We start from the raw sequence: 18,942 nt of genomic DNA on the forward strand, positions 1-18,942 counted from the left end.
AGAGAATCATGAAGTACATATTTGACATCGTGCATGGCTTCTACACCCAGCTTCGCAGCCTGGTGATGATTTTCGGCCACGCCTTCCGCAAGCGCGACACGCTGCAGTACCCGGAAGAACCGGTCTACCTGCCGCCGCGCTACCGTGGGCGTATCGTCCTGACCCGCGACCCCGACGGCGAAGAGCGTTGCGTAGCCTGCAACCTGTGCGCCGTGGCCTGCCCGGTCGGTTGCATCTCGCTGCAGAAAGCTGAAACCGAAGACGGTCGCTGGTACCCGGACTTCTTCCGCATCAACTTCTCGCGCTGCATTTTCTGTGGCCTCTGCGAGGAAGCCTGCCCGACCACCGCGATCCAGCTGACGCCGGATTTCGAGATGGCCGAGTTCAAACGTCAGGACCTGGTCTACGAGAAAGAAGATCTGCTGATCTCCGGCCCCGGCAAAAACCCTGATTACAACTTCTATCGTGTTGCAGGTATGGCGATTGCCGGGAAGCCGAAAGGCTCCGCGCAGAACGAAGCCCAGCCGATCAACGTGAAGAGCTTGCTGCCTTAAGGAAGAAAGATGGAATTCGCTTTCTATTTCGCATCGGGTATCGCTGTGGTGTCCACGCTTCGCGTGATCACCCACACCAACCCTGTGCACGCCCTGCTCTACCTGATCATTTCGCTGATCGCCGTGGCCATGACGTTCTTCGCCCTCGGCGCACCGTTTGCCGGTGTCCTGGAAGTGATCGCCTACGCTGGCGCCATCATGGTGCTGTTCGTGTTCGTGGTGATGATGCTGAACCTGGGCCCGGCCTCGGTTCAGCAAGAGCGCGCCTGGCTCAAGCCTGGCATATGGGGCGGCCCGGTCCTCCTCGCCACGCTGCTGCTGGTGGAACTGCTGTACGTGCTGTTCTCCCACCAGACCGGTGAAGCCATCGGCCACACCACCGTAGACGCCAAGGCCGTGGGCATCAGCCTGTTCGGTCCTTATCTGCTGGTGGTTGAACTCGCCTCGATGCTGCTGCTCGCCGCAGCCGTCACGGCGTTCCACTTGGGCCGCAACGAAGCCAAGGAGCAATGACGATGCCTGCTATCCCCATGGAGCATGGTCTGGCAGTCGCCGGCATCCTGTTCTGCCTCGGTCTGGTCGGCCTGATGGTCCGCCGCAACATCCTTTTCGTGCTGATGAGCCTGGAGGTCATGATGAATGCCTCCGCCTTGGCGTTCATCGTTGCCGGTAGCCGCTGGGCGCAACCGGATGGACAGGTCATGTTCATCCTGGTGATCAGCCTGGCAGCCGCCGAGGCCAGTATCGGCCTGGCGATCCTGCTGCAACTGTATCGCCGCTTCCACACGCTCGATATCGACGCTGCCAGTGAGATGCGCGGATGAACCTTCTCTATCTGACTTTCGTATTCCCTCTCATCGGTTTCCTGCTGCTGTCGTTCTCCCGTGGACGCATCTCGGAAAACCTGGCCGCGCTGATTGGCGTCGGCTCCATCGGTCTGTCGGCGATCGTGACTGCCTACGTGATCTGGCAATTCAACGTCGCTCCGCCGGAAGGCGGCCACTACACCCAGGTGTTGTGGCAGTGGATGGCGGTGGAAGGCTTCACGCCTAACTTCGCCCTGTACCTGGACGGCCTGTCCGTGACCATGCTGGGTGTGGTCGTCGGCGTCGGCTTCCTGATCCACCTGTTCGCGTCCTGGTACATGCGCGGTGAAGCCGGTTACTCGCGTTTCTTCGCCTACACCAACCTGTTCATCGCCAGCATGCTGTTCCTCGTGCTGGGTGATAACCTGTTGTTCCTGTACTTCGGCTGGGAAGGCGTGGGCCTGTGCTCGTACCTGTTGATCGGTTTCTACTACAGCAACCGCAACAACGGTAACGCCGCACTCAAGGCCTTCATCGTGACCCGCATCGGTGACGTGTTCATGGCCATCGGCCTGTTCATTCTGTTTGCCCAACTGGGCACGCTGAACGTTCAGGAACTGCTGGTGCTGGCACCGCAGAAATTCCAGGCCGGTGACTTCTGGATGGTCATGGCCACCCTGATGCTGCTGGGCGGCGCTGTCGGTAAATCCGCGCAACTGCCACTGCAAACCTGGCTGGCGGACGCGATGGCCGGTCCTACTCCGGTTTCGGCACTGATCCACGCCGCAACCATGGTGACCGCCGGTGTCTACCTGATCGCCCGTACCCACGGCCTGTTCACCCTGGCGCCGGAAATCCTGCATCTGGTTGGCCTGGTCGGCGGTGTGACGCTGGTACTCGCCGGTTTTGCAGCCCTGGTTCAGACCGACATCAAGCGTATCCTCGCCTACTCGACCATGAGCCAGATCGGCTACATGTTCCTGGCCCTGGGCGTCGGTGCCTGGGATGGCGCGATCTTCCACCTGATGACCCACGCCTTCTTCAAGGCCCTGCTGTTCCTTGCATCCGGTGCGGTGATCGTTGCCTGCCACCACGAGCAGGACATCTTCAAGATGGGCGGCCTGTGGAAGAAACTGCCACTGGCCTACGCCAGCTTCATCGTCGGCGGCGCGGCCCTGGCGGCCCTGCCACTGGTAACCGCGGGCTTCTACTCCAAGGACGAAATCCTCTGGGAAGCATTTGCCAGCGGTAACGAAGGTCTGCTGTATGCAGGTCTGGTGGGTGCGTTCATGACCTCGCTCTACACCTTCCGCCTGATCTTCATCGCGTTCCACGGTGAAGCGAAGACCGAAGCCCACGCCGGTCACGGCATTGCCCACTGGCTGCCACTGTCGGTGCTGATCGTGCTGTCGACCTTCGTCGGCGCAATGATCGTTCCGCCACTGCACGGCGTACTGCCTGAGAGCGTCGGCCATGCCGGCGGCGAAGCCAAGCACAGCCTGGAAATCGCTTCGGGCGCCATCGCCCTGGCCGGTATCCTGCTGGCCGCGCTGCTGTTCCTCGGCAAGCGTCGTTTCGTGACAGCCATCGCCAACAGCGGCATCGGCCGTGTCCTTTCGGCCTGGTGGTTCGCTGCCTGGGGCTTCGACTGGATCTACGACAAACTGTTCGTCAAGCCGTACCTGGCGATCAGCCACATCCTGCGCAAAGACCCGCTCGACCAGACCATCGGTCTGATCCCGCGCATGGCCAAAGGCGGTCACACCGCCCTGAGCCGTACCGAGACCGGTCAACTGCGTTGGTATGCCGCCTCGATGGCTGCTGGTGCCGTGCTGGTCATCGGCGCCGTCGTGCTGGTAGCGGTCTGATATGAACCTTGCGAATTTGCGAAAGGAAACGAACCCGTCATGATTCTGCCTTGGCTAATCCTGATCCCCTTCATCGGCGGCCTGCTGTGCTGGATGGGTGAGCGCTTCGGCGCCACCCTCCCCCGCTGGATTGCGCTGATCACCATGTCCCTGCTGCTTTCCCTCGGCCTCTGGCTGTGGGCCAACGGTGACTATTCATTCGCTCCGGCACCGGGTGCCGATCCGACCTGGGCGCTTGAGTTCAAGCACGTCTGGATCCAGCGCTTCGGCATCAATGTGCACCTGGCCCTCGATGGCCTGTCGCTGTTGATGATCATGCTGACCGGCCTGCTGGGTGTCCTCTCGGTACTCTGCTCGTGGAAAGAGATCCAGCGTCACGTTGGCTTCTTCCACCTGAACCTGATGTGGATCCTGGGCGGTGTCGTCGGCGTGTTCCTCGCCCTCGACCTGTTCATGTTCTTCTTCTTCTGGGAAATGATGCTGGTGCCGATGTACTTCCTCATCGCGCTCTGGGGTCACAGTTCTTCGGACGGCAAGAAAACCCGGATCTACGCGGCGACCAAGTTCTTCATCTTCACTCAGGCTTCCGGCCTGATCATGCTGGTGGCGATCCTGGGCCTGGTACTGGTCAACTTCAACGACACCGGCGTGATTACCTTCAACTACGCCGACCTGTTGAAGACCAAGATGTCGATGACCACCGAGTACATCCTGATGCTCGGCTTCTTCATCGCCTTTGCGGTCAAGCTGCCCGTGGTGCCGTTCCACTCCTGGCTGCCTGACGCTCACGCCCAGGCGCCGACCGCCGGTTCCGTCGACCTCGCCGGTATCCTGCTGAAAACCGCTGCCTACGGCCTGCTGCGTTTCGCCCTGCCGCTGTTCCCGAATGCCTCGGCCGAGTTCGCGCCGATCGCCATGACCCTGGGTCTGATCGGGATCTTCTACGGTGCGTTCCTGGCGTTCGCGCAAACCGACATCAAGCGTCTGATCGCCTTCTCGTCCGTTTCCCACATGGGCTTCGTACTGATCGGCATCTACTCCGGCAGCCAACTGGCACTGCAGGGCGCGGTGATGCAGATGCTGGCCCACGGCCTGTCGGCGGCGGCACTCTTTATCCTGAGTGGCCAGCTGTACGAACGCACCCACACCCGCGACATGCGTGAAATGGGTGGCCTGTGGTCGAAGATCGCTTACCTGCCGGCCCTCAGCCTGTTCTTCGCGGCGGCGTCCCTGGGCTTGCCGGGTACCGGTAACTTCGTCGGTGAGTTCCTGATCCTGATCGGCACCTTCCCGATCGCCCCTTGGATCACCATCATCGCCACGTCCGGCCTGGTGTTCGGTTCGGTCTACTCGCTGATCATGGTCCACCGTGCCTTCTTCGGCCCGGCCAAGTCGGACGCGGTACTGCATGGCATGGACGGTCGCGAAATGATCATGGTGGTCGGTCTGGCAGCGCTGCTGGTCTACATCGGCATCTACCCACAACCGTTCCTCGATACCTCTGCCGCTACGATGCATGGCGTGCAGCAATGGCTCGGCACCGCCTTCACTCAACTCGCTTCGGCCCGGTAAGAGCGCTATGGAATTCACGACTCAACACTTTATCGCGCTAGCGCCGCTGTTGATTACCAGCGCCACGATCATCGTGGTGATGCTGGCAATTGCCTGGCGCCGCAACCACTCCCAGACCTTCCTGCTGTCCGTGGCCGGTCTGAACCTGGCGTTGCTGTCGATCCTGCCAGCCTTGAAGGTCGCGCCATTGGCCGTGACCCCACTGCTGCAAATCGATAGCTTCGCTTGCTTGTACATGGCGCTGATCCTGGTCGCCACCCTCGCTTGTGTCACCCTCGCCCACGCCTACCTCGGCGATGGCGGCACGGGTTACCCGGGCAACCGTGAAGAACTGTACCTGCTGATCCTGATGGCCGCCGCCGGTGGCCTGGTGCTGGTCAGCGCGCAGCACCTGGCCGGGTTGTTCATCGGTCTGGAACTGCTGTCGGTGCCGGTCTACGGTCTGGTGGCCTATGCCTTCTTCAACAAGCGTTCGCTGGAAGCCGGTATCAAGTACATGGTGCTGTCGGCTGCCGGCTCCGCGTTCCTGTTGTTCGGTATGGCCCTGCTGTACGCAGACTCCGGCTCCCTGAGCTTCGTCGGCATCGGTCAGGCGCTGGCGGCTACCGGCCTGCCAAGCTCGCTGGCACAACTGGGCCTGGGCATGATGCTGATCGGCCTGGCGTTCAAGCTGTCGCTGGTGCCCTTCCACCTCTGGACTCCAGACGTCTACGAAGGTGCTCCGGCACCGGTCGCAGCATTCCTGGCCACCGCTTCCAAAGTGGCCGTGTTCGCAGTGATGGTGCGCCTGTTCCAGATCTCGCCAGCGGCCAGCAGCGGCGTGCTGAGCGACGTGCTGACCATCATCGCCATTGCGTCGATCCTGTTCGGCAACCTGCTGGCACTGACCCAGAGCAACCTCAAGCGTCTGCTGGGTTACTCGTCCATCGCCCACTTCGGCTACCTGCTGATCGCCCTGGTGGCGAGCAAGGGCCTGGCCGTGGAAGCCATCGGCGTATACCTGGTCACCTACGTGATCACCAGCCTCGGCGCTTTCGGCGTGATCACCCTGATGTCCTCGCCGTACAAAGGTCGTGACGCAGACGCCCTGTACGAGTACCGCGGCCTGTTCTGGCGCCGTCCGTACCTGACTGCCGTACTGACCGTGATGATGCTGTCCCTGGCCGGTATCCCGCTGACCGCGGGCTTCATCGGAAAGTTCTACATCATCGCCACCGGTGTCGAGTCGCACCAATGGTGGCTGGTCGGCTCCCTGGTACTGGGCAGCGCCATCGGCGTGTTCTACTACCTGCGTGTGATGGTCACCCTGTACCTGATCGAACCGAACCTGCGTCGCGTCGACGCCCAACTGCACTGGGAACAACGTGCAGGCGGCGTGATGCTGCTGGCCATCGCGGTACTGGCCTTCTTCCTCGGCCTGTACCCACAACCGCTGCTGAACCTGGTTCAACAGTCGGGTCTGGCGGGTTGATCGCTTAGGCGGCTCTCGGTAACAAACAGAAACGGCACCTTCGGGTGCCGTTTTTGCGTTTGGGGGTTTTCAAGGTCAAAAGATCGCAGCCAGCGGCAGCTCCTACATTCGGGAGGCGTACAGCCTGTAGGAGCTGCCGCTGGCTGCGATCTTTTAATCTTCATGGCCTACCCTCTTTTCAGAAAGTATTTGTCTGACGATCAGCGATTGATGACATCCGGCGATTGCTCCGAACGCTAATGTGAGCGACGGGCTTACAGGAGTATTCAAATGAAACAAGAACCGATGGTGATGATGTGCAATGAAATGGCGAAACCGACCTATGGTTCGCTTGCCTTTGCCACCCCGAAAAATTCTGGCTATATTTGTCCAGAATATGGGAGAGAAATCATGATCATCGTTCCGTTGGCCGAAGCAAAAAACAATCTGTCCAAACTCGTCGATGATGCGGCGGCCGGCCAGATCATAACGATTGCCAAGCATGGTCGAGCCTTGGCCCGCCTTGTTCCCGTAGGAAAAACCAGCGGGAAGCGTATCGGTGCGATGAAAGGCAAACTGGTTCTGGCTGAAGACTTCGATGCACCACTGCCGGACGACATGCTGGATGCTTTTGAAGGAACCCACGAATGAGGGTTCTGCTGGACACTCATGTTTTGCTTTGGGCTCTCAGCGATGACCCCAAACTATCCGGAAAGGCTAGAAAGCTCATTGAAGACGCTGCCGACATATACATCAGCGCAGCGACATTCTGGGAAATGGCGATCAAGGTCGGGCTGGGAAAGCTGAATGTTGATCTGGAAGAAATCCGCCAGTACTGCCTCGAAAGCGGTTTCATCGAACTGCCTGTGACCTCAGAACATGCCATTGCCGTGAAAGACCTCGAACATCACCATCGTGAACCGTTCGACCGCCTCATTGTTGCAACCGCGATGACTGAACCCATGAAACTTCTAACGTCTGACCCATTGGTGGCCAAGTACACGGATTTGGCTATTTTGATTTAGTCAGCCCATCTCCGATCAAATGTGGGAGCGGGCTTGCTCGCGAAGACTGTAGGTCAAGCACAAATGAAAACGGCACCTTTCGGTGCCGTTCGTCTTTCACACTCCCAAACACTTACTTACGCGCATCCGCCCAAGATTTCAGCAGCTCGCTGTAGCTCACGGTCTCCCCCTTAGGCTTCTCGTTTTCCAGTTTAGGTTTCGGTGCGCCCGGCTGGTCGAACCAGTACTGAGCATCGCGCTCGGGGTTCATTTTCGGTGCGCAGGTGGCTTGTGCCTTCGAACGCTCCAGGCGGGTCATGATCGCATCCTGATCCTTGGCCAGGCCGTCGAGTGCCTGTTGCGGGGTTTTGTCGCCGCTGGCCGCTTCGGCGATGTGGCTCCACCACAACTGCGCGAGGCGAGGATAATCAGGCACGTTGGTCCCGGTCGGCGTCCATTGCACGCGGGCCGGGCTGCGGTAGAACTCCACCAGGCCGCCGAGTTTCGGTGCCAGGTCGGTCATGGCTTGCGAGTTGATGTCCGACTCGCGGATAGGCGTCAGGCCGACGATGGTTTTCTTCAGCGACACGGTTTTCGAGGTCACGAACTGCGCATAGAGCCAGGCCGCCAGTTTCTGCTTCTCGGGCGTGGACTTCATGAAGGTCCAGGAACCCACGTCCTGATAGCCCAGTTTCATGCCCTCTTCCCAGTACGGTCCCCGTGGTGAGGGCGCCATGCGCCATTTCGGCGTGCCATCGGCGTTCATCACCGCCAGGCCTGGCTTGGTCATGTCGGCGGTGAAGGCGGTGTACCAGAAAATCTGCTGGGCGATGCTGCCCTGGGACGGCACCGGTCCGGATTCGGAGAAGGTCATACCCGCCGCTTCCGGTGGCGCGTACTTTTTCAGCCAGTCGACGTACTTGGTGGTGGCGAACACCGCCGCCGGGCCGTTGGTGTCGCCACCTCGGGTCACGCTGGAACCCACCGGGTGGCAGTCCTCGACACGAATGCCCCACTCGTCCACCGGCAGGCCGTTGGGAATGCCCTTGTCGCCGCCACCGGCCATGGAGAACCAGGCATCGGTGAAGCGCCAGCCCAGGGACGGGTCCTTCTTGCCGTAGTCCATGTGCCCGTAGACGCGCTTGCCGTCGATTTCCTTGACGTCTTCGCTGAAGAACCTGGCAATGTCTTCATAGGCCGACCAGTTCACCGGTACGCCCAGCTCGTAGCCGTACTTTTCCTTGAACTTGGCCTTGAGGTCCGCCCGTTCGAACCAGTCGGCACGGAACCAGTACAGGTTGGCGAACTGCTGGTCAGGCAACTGGTAGATCTTGCCGTCCGGCGCGGTGGTGAAGGAAATGCCGATGAAGTCCTTGAGGTCGAGGGTCGGCGAGGTGAAGTCCTTGCCTTCGTTCGCCATCAGGTCGGTGATCGATTCGGTCTTGCCGTAGCGAAAGTGCGTACCGATCAAGTCCGAGTCGTTGACCCAGCCGTCATAGATGCTTTTGTCCGATTGCATCACGGTCTGCAGCTTTTCCACCACGTCGCCTTCCTGCAGCAGATCGTGGGTCAGCTTGATCCCGGTGATCTCGGTGAAGGCCTTGGCCAGCACCTTGGACTCGTACTCGTGGGTAGCGATGGTTTCCGACACCACCTTGATGTTCATTCCGCGGAAGGGCTCCGCCGCCTTGATAAACCACTTCAACTCTTCCAGCTGTTGATCGGCCGTCAGTGTGGATGGCTTGAATTCACTGCCGATCCATTTTTTTGCGGCATCTTCGTAGGCATCGGCCCAGGCCGAAGCGCTCAAACCGCTGAGTGCCAGCATGGCTGCCAATGAAATGCTATGTCGCAGCTTATTGTTTTTGTCGAACATAGAGACCTCCTTATAGGGTTTCGGAGCAACAGTGCCGAGCGATTCGACTAGCCCCAACGCATCACAGCCAACAGCCACACCAGGGACAACGCGAACGCCACCCAGATGCTCCAGTCGGTGACGCCGATTACCAGCAAATGCAGGTAGGCGCTGCCGAGAAGACCGATGAACAAGCGATCGCCACGGGTGGTGGCAATCGGTAGCAAACCTCGCCGAAGCACGCTCGGCGAACGCAATTCCCAGGTGGTCATGCCCACCAGGATCAAGGCAATGACGCCGAAGAACGCCGCCGTGGGGGCGGTCCAACTCATCCATTCCATCATCAGCTCCTCATACCCGGCCCAGGGCAAAGCCCTTGGCCACGTGGTTGCGAACAAACCAGATCACCAGCATGCCCGGCAGGATGGTCAACACCCCCGCCGCTGCCAGTACGCCCCAGTCGATACCGGATGCCGAAACCGTACGCGTCATCACCGCCGCGATGGGTTTGGCATTCACCGAGGTGAGGGTTCGCGCCAGCAGCAGTTCTACCCAGGAGAACATGAAGCAGAAGAACGCCGTCACACCAATGCCGGAGCCGATCAACGGGATGAAAATCTTCACGAAGAACTTGGGAAAACTGTAGCCATCAATGTAGGCGGTTTCGTCGATTTCCTTGGGTACGCCGGACATGAAGCCTTCGAGAATCCACACCGCCAGCGGCACGTTGAACAGGCAGTGAGCCAGGGCCACGGCAATATGGGTGTCGAACAACCCGATCGACGAATACAGCTGGAAAAACGGCAACAGGAACACCGCCGGCGGCGCCATGCGGTTGGTCAGCAGCCAGAAGAACAGGTGCTTGTCGCCCAGGAAGCGATAACGCGAGAAGGCATACGCCGCCGGCAGTGCCACGGTCAGGGAAATGATCGTGTTCAGGCTCACGTAATACGCCGAATTGATGTAGCCGGTGTACCAGCTCGGGTCGGTGAAGATCACCTTGTAGTTGGCCAGGGTGAAATCCTGCGGGAACAGCGTCAGGCCGCCGAGGATTTCGCTGTTGCTCTTGAAGGACATGTTCAGCAGCCAGTAGATCGGCACCAGCAGGAACAGGATGTAGAGCAGCAGGGGGATAAGCTTTCTTTTGCTCATGGCGCGGGCCTCAGCGGTTGGCGTCAGAGTGAGTCATGGCGGTGTAGAACAGCCAGGACACCAACAGGATGATCAGGAAGTACACCAGCGAGAACGCCGCAGCCGGCCCCAGGTCGAATTGCCCTACGGCCATCTGCGTCAGGGTCTGGCTGAGGAAGGTCGTGGCATTGCCCGGACCGCCACCGGTGAGTACGAAGGGCTCGGTGTAGATCATGAAACTGTCCATGAAACGCAGCATCACCGCGATCAGCAGCACGCTCTTGAGCTTGGGCAACTGGATATGCCGGAACACCGCCCAGGCCGAGGCACGGTCGATCCGCGCCGCCTGGTAATACACATCCGGAATCGCCCGCAACCCGGAGAAACACAACAGCGCCACCAGCGAGGTCCAGTGCCAGACGTCCATCACCAGCACGGTGACCCAGGCGTCCATGGTGTTCGCCGCATAGTTGTAGCTGATGCCCATGGCCTTGAGGCTCGCCCCCAACAAGCCGATGTCGGCGCGGCCGAAGATCTGCCAGATGGTGCCGACCACGTTCCACGGGATCAGCAGCGGGATCGCCAGCACGATCAGCACCACCGACGACCAGCGGCCCTTGGTCGGCATGGTCAGGGCGATGGCAATGCCCAGCGGAATTTCGATCAGCAACACGCAGGCGGAATAGATGAACTGGCGCAGCAGAGAGTCGTGCAGCCGAGGGTCGAGCAGTACCTGCTTGTACCAGTCGGCACCGACGAAATAGCGGCTGGACTGGTCGAAAATGTCCTGCACCGAATAGTTGACCACGGTCATCATCGGGATCACCGCACTGAACGCCACCAGCAGGAACACCGGCAGCACCAGCCACCAGGCCTTGTTGTTCTGCACCTTGTTCATGGCTGCGCCTCCTGGTTGGCATGGGCTTCGAGCAGGAAATCATCGGCGTACACCATCAACCACTGCGCCGGAAAACTGATGTAGGCCGTGCCTTGCGGCACCGGTTTGTCTTCGGCCAGGCGCACTTTCAGGGTGGCGCCGTCGAGGTTGAGGGTCATGATCTTGTAGGTACCCAGGTCCTCGACGTGTACGACCTGTGCCCGTAGCGCGTCATCAAAGGCTTCGTCCCACACATGGACGAACTCCGGGCGAATGCCGACCTTCAGGGTTTTCCATTCGGATTCGGCGATGCGTTGCTGCATGGCCTCGGACAGCGGCAGGTGGGTCGAAGCGAACCCGACGCCACCCGGTTGCGGCTGCACCTCGATCAGGTTCATCCCCGGGCTGCCGATGAAGTAGCCGACAAAGGTGTGGCTCGGGCGCTCGAACAATTCCCGTGGTGTGCCGAATTGCACGATCTGCCCGCCGTACATCACCGCAATCTTGTCGGCGAAGGTCGAGGCCTCCAGCTGATCGTGGGTGACATAGACCATGGTGATGTTGAACTGCTCGTGGATCTGCTTGAGCTTGCGTCGCAGCTTCCACTTCAGGTGCGGGTCGATCACCGTCAGTGGTTCATCGAACAGGATCGCCGACACATCGTCGCGCACCAGCCCGCGGCCCATGGAGACTTTCTGTTTTTCGTCGGCGGTGAGGTTGCGCGCCTTTTTGCCCAGCAGGTTCTGCAGGTCGAGGACCTCGGCGATTTCCTGCACCTTGGTATGAATTCTTGCCTCGGCCATGCCCTGGTTACGCAGCGGGAAGGCCAGGTTGTCGAACACCGTCATGGTGTCGTAGACCACCGGGAACTGGAAAACCTGGGCAATGTTGCGCTTCTCCGGCGTCAGGTCGTTGACCGCTTTGCCGTCGAACAGCACATGACCCTGGGACGGGCTGAGCAGCCCGGAAATAATGTTGAGCAAGGTTGATTTGCCACAGCCCGACGGACCGAGCAACGCGTAGGCGCCGCCCTGCTCCCAGATGTGGTCCATCTCGCGGATCGCGTAGTCTTCGGGTCCCACCGGGGTTTTGGTGTAGCTGTGGGCGAGGTTCTGCAAACGGATTTCGGCCATCAGGCTACCCTCGCGACACGCTGGCCCGGCGCCTGCACCAGCCGGCCCTGCGTATCGAACACAAACAGTTTATGGGTCGGGATGTAGATACGGATCGGCGCATCGACGTCGTATTCGTGAACACCCGGCAAGTGCAGCACCAGCAGGAAATGCTCGTTGCGCACGTGGAGGAAGGTTTCCGAGCCGCTGATCTCGGCCACCTCGACGGTCACTGCCAGTTCGAGGTCATCGTCATTGCTCGGCACCAGCGAGATATGGCTGGGTCGCACGCCGAAACGGAACTCGCCCTCGCCCACCGGGCGCAAATCGACGTTCAGCGGAAAGTGCACGAAGTTGGCGAAACTCACTTCGTTGCCGGCAATGCGCCCCGGCATCAGGTTGATCGGCGGTTCGGAGAACAGCTCCGCCGCCAGCACGGTTTGCGGCTGGTGATAGACCGAAGACGACTGGCCGCTCTGGATCACCCGCCCTTCGTGAAGAATGGTGGTGGTGCCGCCCAGGGCCAGGGCCTCGTTGGGTTCGGTGGTGGCATAGATTGCGATGGTATGGCGCGCCTTGAACAGCTCGCGCATTTCCTGGCGCAGTTCCTCGCGCAACTTGTAGTCGAGGTTGACCAGCGGCTCGTCGAACAGGATCAACTCGGCATCCTTGACCAGCGCCCGGGCCATGGCCGTGCGTTGTTGCTGACCACCGGAAAGCTCCAGCGGATAACGCTTCAGAAATTTTTCGATGCGCAGCATCTTCGCGGTTTCCAGCACCTTGCTCTGGATCAGCTCGCTGGATACTCCGGCCTGGCGCAGCGGCGAGGCGATGTTGTCGAACACCGTCATGGTCGGGTAATTGATGAATTGCTGATAAACCATCGACACATTGCGCAAGCGCACCGGCCGTTGGGTAACGTCGACGCCGTTCATCAGGATGCGGCCGCTGTCGGGCTTGTCCAGACCGGCCATCAGGCGCATCAGGCTGGTTTTGCCGGACAGGGTTCTTCCCAGCAAAACGTTGAAGGAACCGGGTTCAAAACTCAGGTTGGCATCGTCGATCCAGGTCTGGCCCTCGACGGTGCGGCTGACGTGCTCCAGGGTGAGTGACATGGCTCGGCCTTTTATTATTGGTATCAAGCGACCGGAGCGATAAAGCGACATCCGTGCCAAAAATCCCAAGCCGTTGATTCAGCTTGAAATTAGTGAAAACAACGGGCCGTCGACGTTCGTTGCTGAACACAAATGAACAATCTGAAATGAACAATTGAACAGTTCACCCATTGACAGTGAACAATAGTGAACAACACTCTACGGATGCGTTTTGCCTTTCCTGATACCTGAAATAAATGCAAAACCTGTGGGAGCGGGCTTGCTCGCGAAAGCGGTCTGACAGTCACATTGATGTTGAATGTGCCGCCGCCTTCGCGAGCAAGCCCGCTCCCACATGAAGTTCATCGCGCTGCAGAACTACCCATAACAACAATAAAGTCTTGTTCAGAGATCGACTGCCATGGCCGCACCTGCCCTGCCGCTGTCCCACGACGCCATCATCCAGGACTCCTGGTCGCGTTGCCGCGCGTTCGGCCTCAGTCATCAGAGCGCGCCGGCATTCGATCAATTGCCGGCTGCGGGCATCGCGCAACTGCTGGAGAGCCAGCATTCACTGGTGCAAACCACCCATCAGGAAGTGCTGCCCTACTATGAGAACATCCTGAGCAATTCAAATTGCCTGATCATGCTCGCCGACCATCAGGGCCAGGTGCTTACATCGTGGGGCACCCAGCGCTTTATCGAGCCGAAACTGGCCCGGGGTTTCAGCGCCGGCGCCAGCTGGGTGGAACGTTGCACCGGCACCAACGCCATTGGCACCGCCCTGGCCTGTGAACAGGCCGTGCACATCGAACACGACGAACATTTCCTCAAGGCCAACCGCTTCATGACCGGTTCCGCTGCGCCGATTTTCGATGCCGAGCGCAAGGTGATCGCGGTGCTGGACGTGTCCAGCGACAGCTACCTGCCGCCATCCCATACCCTGGGCATGGTCAAGATGATGAGCCAGACCGTGGAAAACCGGCTGATCCTCAACCTGTTCCATGGCCAGCATTTCCAGTTGACGTTCAATACCGGGCTGAACAACCTCGACAGCCAATGGGCCGGCTTGCTGATTTTCGATGAAAGCGGCCAGGTGCTGTCGGCCAATCGCCGGGCCGACAATCTGCTGGGCATCAGCCTGTCGCGGGTCAGTGTCGAGAGCCTGTTCAAGGTCTCGCTGCTGGAACTGCTCAATCAGCCCGAAGGCCTGCCCTTCGCCTTGCAAGCCTCAGGACGCAACCGCTTCCAGTGCCTGCTGAAGCGGCCGAAACAGGCATCCATTCAACCCCGAGTGTTCACCGAGCCGGTTGTAGCTAAACCCGCGGCCATCAGCCTCAACACCCTGCATTTCGGCGACAGCCGCGTGGAAAAAGCCGTGCGCCAAGCCGAACGCTTGCTGGAAAAAGACATTCCACTGCTGATCCATGGTGAAACCGGGGTCGGCAAGGAAGTGTTCGTCAAAGCCCTGCACCACGCCAGCTCACGCAGCAAACAAGCACTCATCGCCGTCAACTGTGCGGCGATTCCCGCCGAACTGGTGGAATCCGAGTTATTCGGTTATGAGAAAGGCGCGTTCACCGGCGCCAACCAGAAAGGTAGCATCGGGCTGATCCGCAAGGCTGACAAAGGCACGCTGTTTCTCGACGAAATCGGTGACATGCCACTGCCGACACAGGCGCGACTGTTGCGGGTGTTGCAGGAACGTTGCGTTCAGCCAGTGGGCAGCAGCGATTTGTTCCCTGTGGACTTGCGCATCATTTCAGCGACCAATCGCTCGCTGCGCGAACAAGTACAGCTGGGGCGGTTTCGTGAAGACTTGTACTACCGCATCGGCGGCCTGACCCTGGAACTGCCGCCCCTGCGTGAGCGCAGCGATAAGGAGGCACTGTTCAAACGCCTGTGGGAGCAGCACCGTGAACCGGCGCAATGGGCCGGTTTGAGCCAGGAAGTGATGGCGTTATTCAGCCGCCACCCGTGGCCGGGCAACTTGCGCCAGGTCAGCAGCGTGATCCAGGTGGCCCTGGCCATGGCCGAGGAACAGCCGGTGCGAGCAGAGCACTTGCCGGATGATTTTTTTGTCGACCTGGAGATGGAACCGGTGGAGACGCCGGAGCCGCTGGGCATCGACTTGAATGATGTGGAAGCACTGAATCGGCAGTTGCAGGCGGTCGGGGGGAATATTTCGTATCTGGCGCGGCTGTTGGGGGTTAGCCGCAATACCCTGTACAAGCGGTTGCGCCAGGCTGAATGACAAGTTGGCCGAATGGGCCTCTTCGCGAGCAAGCCCGCTCCCACATTGGATTTGCGTTGTACTCAAAACTCAAACACACCAAAGATCAACTGTGGGAGCGGGCTTGCCCGCGAAGGCGTCAGTCCTGTCGCCAAAGAACGAACAGCCCCCCCCCCGAAAAACAAAAACCCGCACAAGGCGGGTTTTGTTTTTTTTAGCCAATACAGCCGCTGTCAGTCAGCCAGACGCCAGGTCGTGCCGCCCTTGCCGTCTTCCAGCACCACGCCCATGGCGGTGAGCTGGTCGCGGATGCGGTCGGATTCGGCCCAGTCCTTGCCGGCACGTGCCGCCAGGCGAGCTGCAATCAGCACCTCGACTTGGGCTGCATCCACCCGCCCTTCGGCACCGGCCTGCAGGAAGTCATCGGCTTCGAGCTGCAACACACCCAGCACGCTGGCCAGTTCTTTCAGACGCGCCGCCAGGCCGGCCGCTGCATTGAGATCGCTCTCGCGCAGACGGTTGATCTCGCGGACCATCTCGAACAGCACCGCGCAGGCTTCCGGCGTGCCGAAGTCGTCGTTCATCACCTGGGTGAAACGCTCGACGAAGGCTTCGCCGCCGGCAGGCGCCACGTTCGGCAGGCCTTTCAACGCGTGGTAGAAACGCTCCAGGGCGCCCTTGGCGTCCTTGAGGTTGTCTTCCGAATAGTTGATCGCGCTGCGGTAGTGGCTCGACACCAGCAGGTAACGCACGACTTCCGGGTGGTACTTGTCGAGTACGTCGCGGATGGTGAAGAAGTTGTTCAAGGACTTGGACATCTTCTCGCCATTGATACGGATCATGCCGCAATGCATCCACGCGTTGGCGTAGGTCTTGCCGGTGGCCGCTTCGCTCTGGGCGATTTCGTTTTCGTGATGCGGGAACTCAAGATCGCTGCCGCCGCCATGAATGTCGAAGGTTTCGCCCAGGCAGCAGGTCGACATCACCGAGCATTCGATGTGCCAGCCCGGACGCCCGGCGCCCCACGGCGAATCCCAGCTCGGCTCGCCCGGCTTGGTGGCTTTCCACAGTACGAAGTCCAGCGGGTCCTGCTTGGACTCGTCGACTTCGATGCGCGCGCCGATGCGCAGGTCTTCGATCTTCTTGCGCGACAGCTTGCCGTAGCCCATGAACTTGGCGACGCGGTAGTACACGTCGCCGTTGCCCGGGGCGTAGGCATAACCCTTGTCGATCAGGGTCTGGATCATGCTCAGCATGCCCGGGATGTGATCGGTGGCACGCGGTTCCATGTCCGGCTTGAGGATGTTGAGGCGTGCCTCGTCCTCATGCATGGCGGTGATCATACGCTCGGTCAATGCGTCGAACGGCTCGCCGTTCTCCCGGGCCCGATTGATGATCTTGTCTTCAATGTCGGTGATGTTGCGCACATAAGTCAGGTTGTAGCCACTGAAGCGCAACCAGCGGGTCACAAGGTCGAACGCGACCATGCTGCGGCCGTGGCCGATGTGGCAGTAGTCGTACACGGTCATGCCGCACACGTACATGCGCACATTGTTGCCATCGAGCGGCTTGAAGACTTCTTTGCTCTTGGTGAGCGTGTTGTAGATCGTTAGCACGTTATTTCCCTTGACGCTGAATCACTGGCCCCACGAATCACGAAGGGTCACGGTGCGGTTGAATACCGGCTGACCTGGTTTCGAGTCCTTGAGATCGGCGACGAAATAACCTTCGCGCTCGAACTGGAAACGGTCTTCCGGCTGTGCATTGCCCAACGAAGGCTCGGCACGACAACCGGTGAGTACCTGCAGCGAGTCAGGGTTGATGTTGTCCAGGAAACTGGCGCTGTCTTCGGCCTTCTCCGGGTTCGGCGAACGGAACAGGCGATCGTACAGACGCACTTCGCACTCGACGCTGGCCGCGGCCGGCACCCAGTGGATCACGCCTTTGACCTTGCGGCCTTCCGGGTTCTTGCCCAGGGTGTCCGGATCGTACGAGCAGCGCAGTTCGACGATGTTGCCATCGGCGTCCTTGATCGCTTCGTCGGCGCGGATCACGTAGCTGCCACGCAGACGCACTTCACCGGCCGGCTCCAGGCGCTTGTAGCCCTTCGGCGGCTCTTCCATGAAGTCTTCACGGTCGATGTAGATTTCACGGGCGAACGGCAAAGCGCGCACGCCCATGTCTTCTTTCGGGTGGCACGGCAGTTCGAGGTTCTCGACCTGGCCTTGCGGGTAGTTGGTGATCACGACTTTCAGCGGACGCAGCACGCACATGGCACGCGGGGCGCTCTGGTCGAGGTCGTCACGGATGCTGAACTCGAGCATGCCGAAGTCCACCACGCCGTCGGAACGGTTGGTGCCGATCATTTCGCAGAAGTTGCGGATCGATTTCGGCGTGTAGCCACGGCGGCGGAAACCCGACAGCGTGGACATGCGCGGGTCGTCCCAGCCGTTGACGTGCTTTTCATCAACCAGCTGCTTGAGCTTGCGCTTGCTGGTGATGGTGTAGTTCAGGTTCAGGCGGCTGAACTCGTACTGGCGCGGGTTGGCCGGAACCGGCAGATGCTCGAGGAACCACTCGTACAGCGGACGGTGGCTTTCGAACTCCAGGGTGCAGATCGAGTGGGTGATGCCTTCGATGGCGTCCGACTGACCGTGGGTGAAGTCGTAGTTCGGGTAGATGCACCACTTGTCACCGGTCTGGTGGTGGTGAGCGTGACGGATGCGATACATGATCGGGTCGCGCAGGTTCATGTTCGGCGAGGCCATGTCGATCTTGGCCCGCAGTACGCGTGCGCCGTCCGGGAACTCGCCGGCTTTCATGCGGGCGAACAGCTCCAGGTTCTCTTCGACGCTGCGGTCGCGGAACGGGCTGTTCTTGCCAGGTTCGGTCAGGCTGCCACGGTATTCCTTGGCTTGCTCCGGAGTCAGGTCATCGACGTAGGCATTGCCGGATTTGATCAGCTCCACTGCCCAGTCGTGCAACTGGTCGAAATATTGCGAGGCGTAGCGCACTTCACCGGACCACTCGAAGCCCAGCCATTTGACGTCGCTTTCGATCGCGTCGATGTATTCCTGGTCTTCCTTGGCCGGGTTGGTGTCGTCGAAACGCAGGTGCGTGACGCCGCCGAACTCCTGGGCCAGGCCGAAGTTCACACAGATCGACTTGGCATGGCCGATGTGCAGGTAGCCGTTGGGCTCAGGCGGGAAACGGGTGACGATCTGCGTGTGCTTGCCCGAGTCCAGGTCTGCCTGGATGATCGGCCGCAGGAAGTTGACCGGCACGGCTGGGCCGGTCTTGGCATTCGAGGTAGGGTCGACAGTGGGCTTGCTCATAGGATCCTTGAACGTACAAGTGCGTGGCCGTAATGAAGGCCGGACAAAACA

Annotated in this window: 17 protein-coding genes; 9 read left to right on the top strand and 8 right to left on the bottom strand. The window is 60.1% G+C overall.

The genetic code is table 11. From position 1 onward, the window contains the following. Positions 1-8 precede the first annotated feature (8 nt). The 8 genes from nuoI (at position 9) to KSS91_RS18630 (ending at position 7,275) form a co-directional block, all read left to right on the top strand. Positions 9-554, top strand: a complete 546-nt coding sequence (gene nuoI / locus KSS91_RS18595) for an NADH-quinone oxidoreductase subunit NuoI (protein ID WP_015094374.1) — start codon at positions 9-11, stop codon at positions 552-554. 9 nt (positions 555-563) lie between these two features. Continuing rightward, a complete protein-coding gene (gene nuoJ / locus KSS91_RS18600) occupies positions 564-1,067 on the top strand; it encodes an NADH-quinone oxidoreductase subunit J (RefSeq protein ID WP_015094373.1) in 504 nt (167 codons plus the stop codon). A 2-nt stretch (positions 1,068-1,069) separates the two neighbouring features. Beyond that, the gene (nuoK, locus tag KSS91_RS18605; protein ID WP_075947950.1) at positions 1,070-1,378 is read left to right on the top strand and encodes an NADH-quinone oxidoreductase subunit NuoK; all 309 of its coding nucleotides are present in this window, start codon (positions 1,070-1,072) and stop codon (positions 1,376-1,378) included. Then, the gene (gene nuoL, locus KSS91_RS18610) at positions 1,375-3,228 is read left to right on the top strand and encodes an NADH-quinone oxidoreductase subunit L (RefSeq protein ID WP_217835707.1); all 1,854 of its coding nucleotides are present in this window, start codon (positions 1,375-1,377) and stop codon (positions 3,226-3,228) included. The genes nuoK and nuoL overlap by 4 nt, the downstream gene beginning before the upstream one ends. Positions 3,229-3,267: 39 nt before the next feature. Continuing rightward, a complete protein-coding gene (nuoM, locus tag KSS91_RS18615) occupies positions 3,268-4,800 on the top strand; it encodes an NADH-quinone oxidoreductase subunit M (protein WP_015094371.1) in 1,533 nt (510 codons plus the stop codon). 7 nt (positions 4,801-4,807) lie between these two features. Further along, positions 4,808-6,271, top strand: coding sequence for an NADH-quinone oxidoreductase subunit NuoN (gene nuoN / locus KSS91_RS18620; RefSeq protein WP_015094370.1), 1,464 nt, complete (start codon positions 4,808-4,810; stop codon positions 6,269-6,271). Between the two features lie 294 nt (positions 6,272-6,565). Beyond that, positions 6,566-6,901: a type II toxin-antitoxin system Phd/YefM family antitoxin gene (locus KSS91_RS18625; RefSeq protein ID WP_437179760.1), complete on the top strand. Its 336-nt coding sequence runs from the start codon at positions 6,566-6,568 to the stop codon at positions 6,899-6,901. Further along, positions 6,898-7,275: a type II toxin-antitoxin system VapC family toxin gene (locus KSS91_RS18630; protein ID WP_217835708.1), complete on the top strand. Its 378-nt coding sequence runs from the start codon at positions 6,898-6,900 to the stop codon at positions 7,273-7,275. The genes KSS91_RS18625 and KSS91_RS18630 overlap by 4 nt, the downstream gene beginning before the upstream one ends. 112 nt (positions 7,276-7,387) lie before the next feature. Here KSS91_RS18630 and KSS91_RS18635 read toward each other — a convergent pair whose 3' ends face one another. The 6 genes from KSS91_RS18635 to KSS91_RS18660 are packed head-to-tail and all read right to left on the bottom strand — an operon-like array spanning position 7,388 to position 13,344. Beyond that, positions 7,388-9,130 (bottom strand): ABC transporter substrate-binding protein, encoded by a 1,743-nt coding sequence (locus KSS91_RS18635; RefSeq protein WP_015094368.1) that lies wholly within the window; start codon positions 9,128-9,130, stop codon positions 7,388-7,390. Between the two features lie 47 nt (positions 9,131-9,177). Then, positions 9,178-9,450 carry a DUF2160 domain-containing protein gene (locus tag KSS91_RS18640; RefSeq protein ID WP_015094367.1) on the bottom strand — a complete coding sequence of 91 codons (273 nt, stop codon included), beginning with the start codon at positions 9,448-9,450 and terminating at the stop codon, positions 9,178-9,180. A gap of 10 nt (positions 9,451-9,460) precedes the next feature. Further along, positions 9,461-10,261, bottom strand: coding sequence for a carbohydrate ABC transporter permease (locus tag KSS91_RS18645; RefSeq protein ID WP_007970460.1), 801 nt, complete (start codon positions 10,259-10,261; stop codon positions 9,461-9,463). Positions 10,262-10,271: 10 nt separating this feature from the next. Continuing rightward, positions 10,272-11,138, bottom strand: a complete 867-nt coding sequence (locus KSS91_RS18650) for a carbohydrate ABC transporter permease (RefSeq protein ID WP_217835709.1) — start codon at positions 11,136-11,138, stop codon at positions 10,272-10,274. Then, entirely contained in the window at positions 11,135-12,250 is a 1,116-nt protein-coding gene (locus tag KSS91_RS18655; protein ID WP_217835710.1) for an ABC transporter ATP-binding protein, read from the bottom strand. Before KSS91_RS18655 ends, KSS91_RS18650 begins: the two co-directional genes overlap by 4 nt. Next, positions 12,250-13,344 (bottom strand): ABC transporter ATP-binding protein, encoded by a 1,095-nt coding sequence (locus KSS91_RS18660; protein WP_015094365.1) that lies wholly within the window; start codon positions 13,342-13,344, stop codon positions 12,250-12,252. The genes KSS91_RS18655 and KSS91_RS18660 overlap by 1 nt, the downstream gene beginning before the upstream one ends. Before the next feature lie 400 nt (positions 13,345-13,744). Between KSS91_RS18660 and KSS91_RS18665 the strand changes: the two genes are divergently transcribed. After that, positions 13,745-15,577 carry a sigma-54-dependent Fis family transcriptional regulator gene (locus KSS91_RS18665; RefSeq protein WP_217835711.1) on the top strand — a complete coding sequence of 611 codons (1,833 nt, stop codon included), beginning with the start codon at positions 13,745-13,747 and terminating at the stop codon, positions 15,575-15,577. Between the two features lie 212 nt (positions 15,578-15,789). Here KSS91_RS18665 and cysS read toward each other — a convergent pair whose 3' ends face one another. Next, complete coding sequence (gene cysS, locus KSS91_RS18670; protein WP_217835712.1) at positions 15,790-17,172, bottom strand: cysteine--tRNA ligase; 1,383 nt, start codon at positions 17,170-17,172, stop codon at positions 15,790-15,792. A gap of 21 nt (positions 17,173-17,193) precedes the next feature. Then, the gene (locus tag KSS91_RS18675) at positions 17,194-18,891 is read right to left on the bottom strand and encodes a glutamine--tRNA ligase/YqeY domain fusion protein (protein WP_217835713.1); all 1,698 of its coding nucleotides are present in this window, start codon (positions 18,889-18,891) and stop codon (positions 17,194-17,196) included. Between the last annotated feature and the right edge of the window lie 51 nt (positions 18,892-18,942).

Source organism: Pseudomonas azerbaijanorientalis, from assembly GCF_019139795.1.
Classification (GTDB): domain Bacteria; phylum Pseudomonadota; class Gammaproteobacteria; order Pseudomonadales; family Pseudomonadaceae; genus Aquipseudomonas; species Aquipseudomonas laurylsulfatiphila.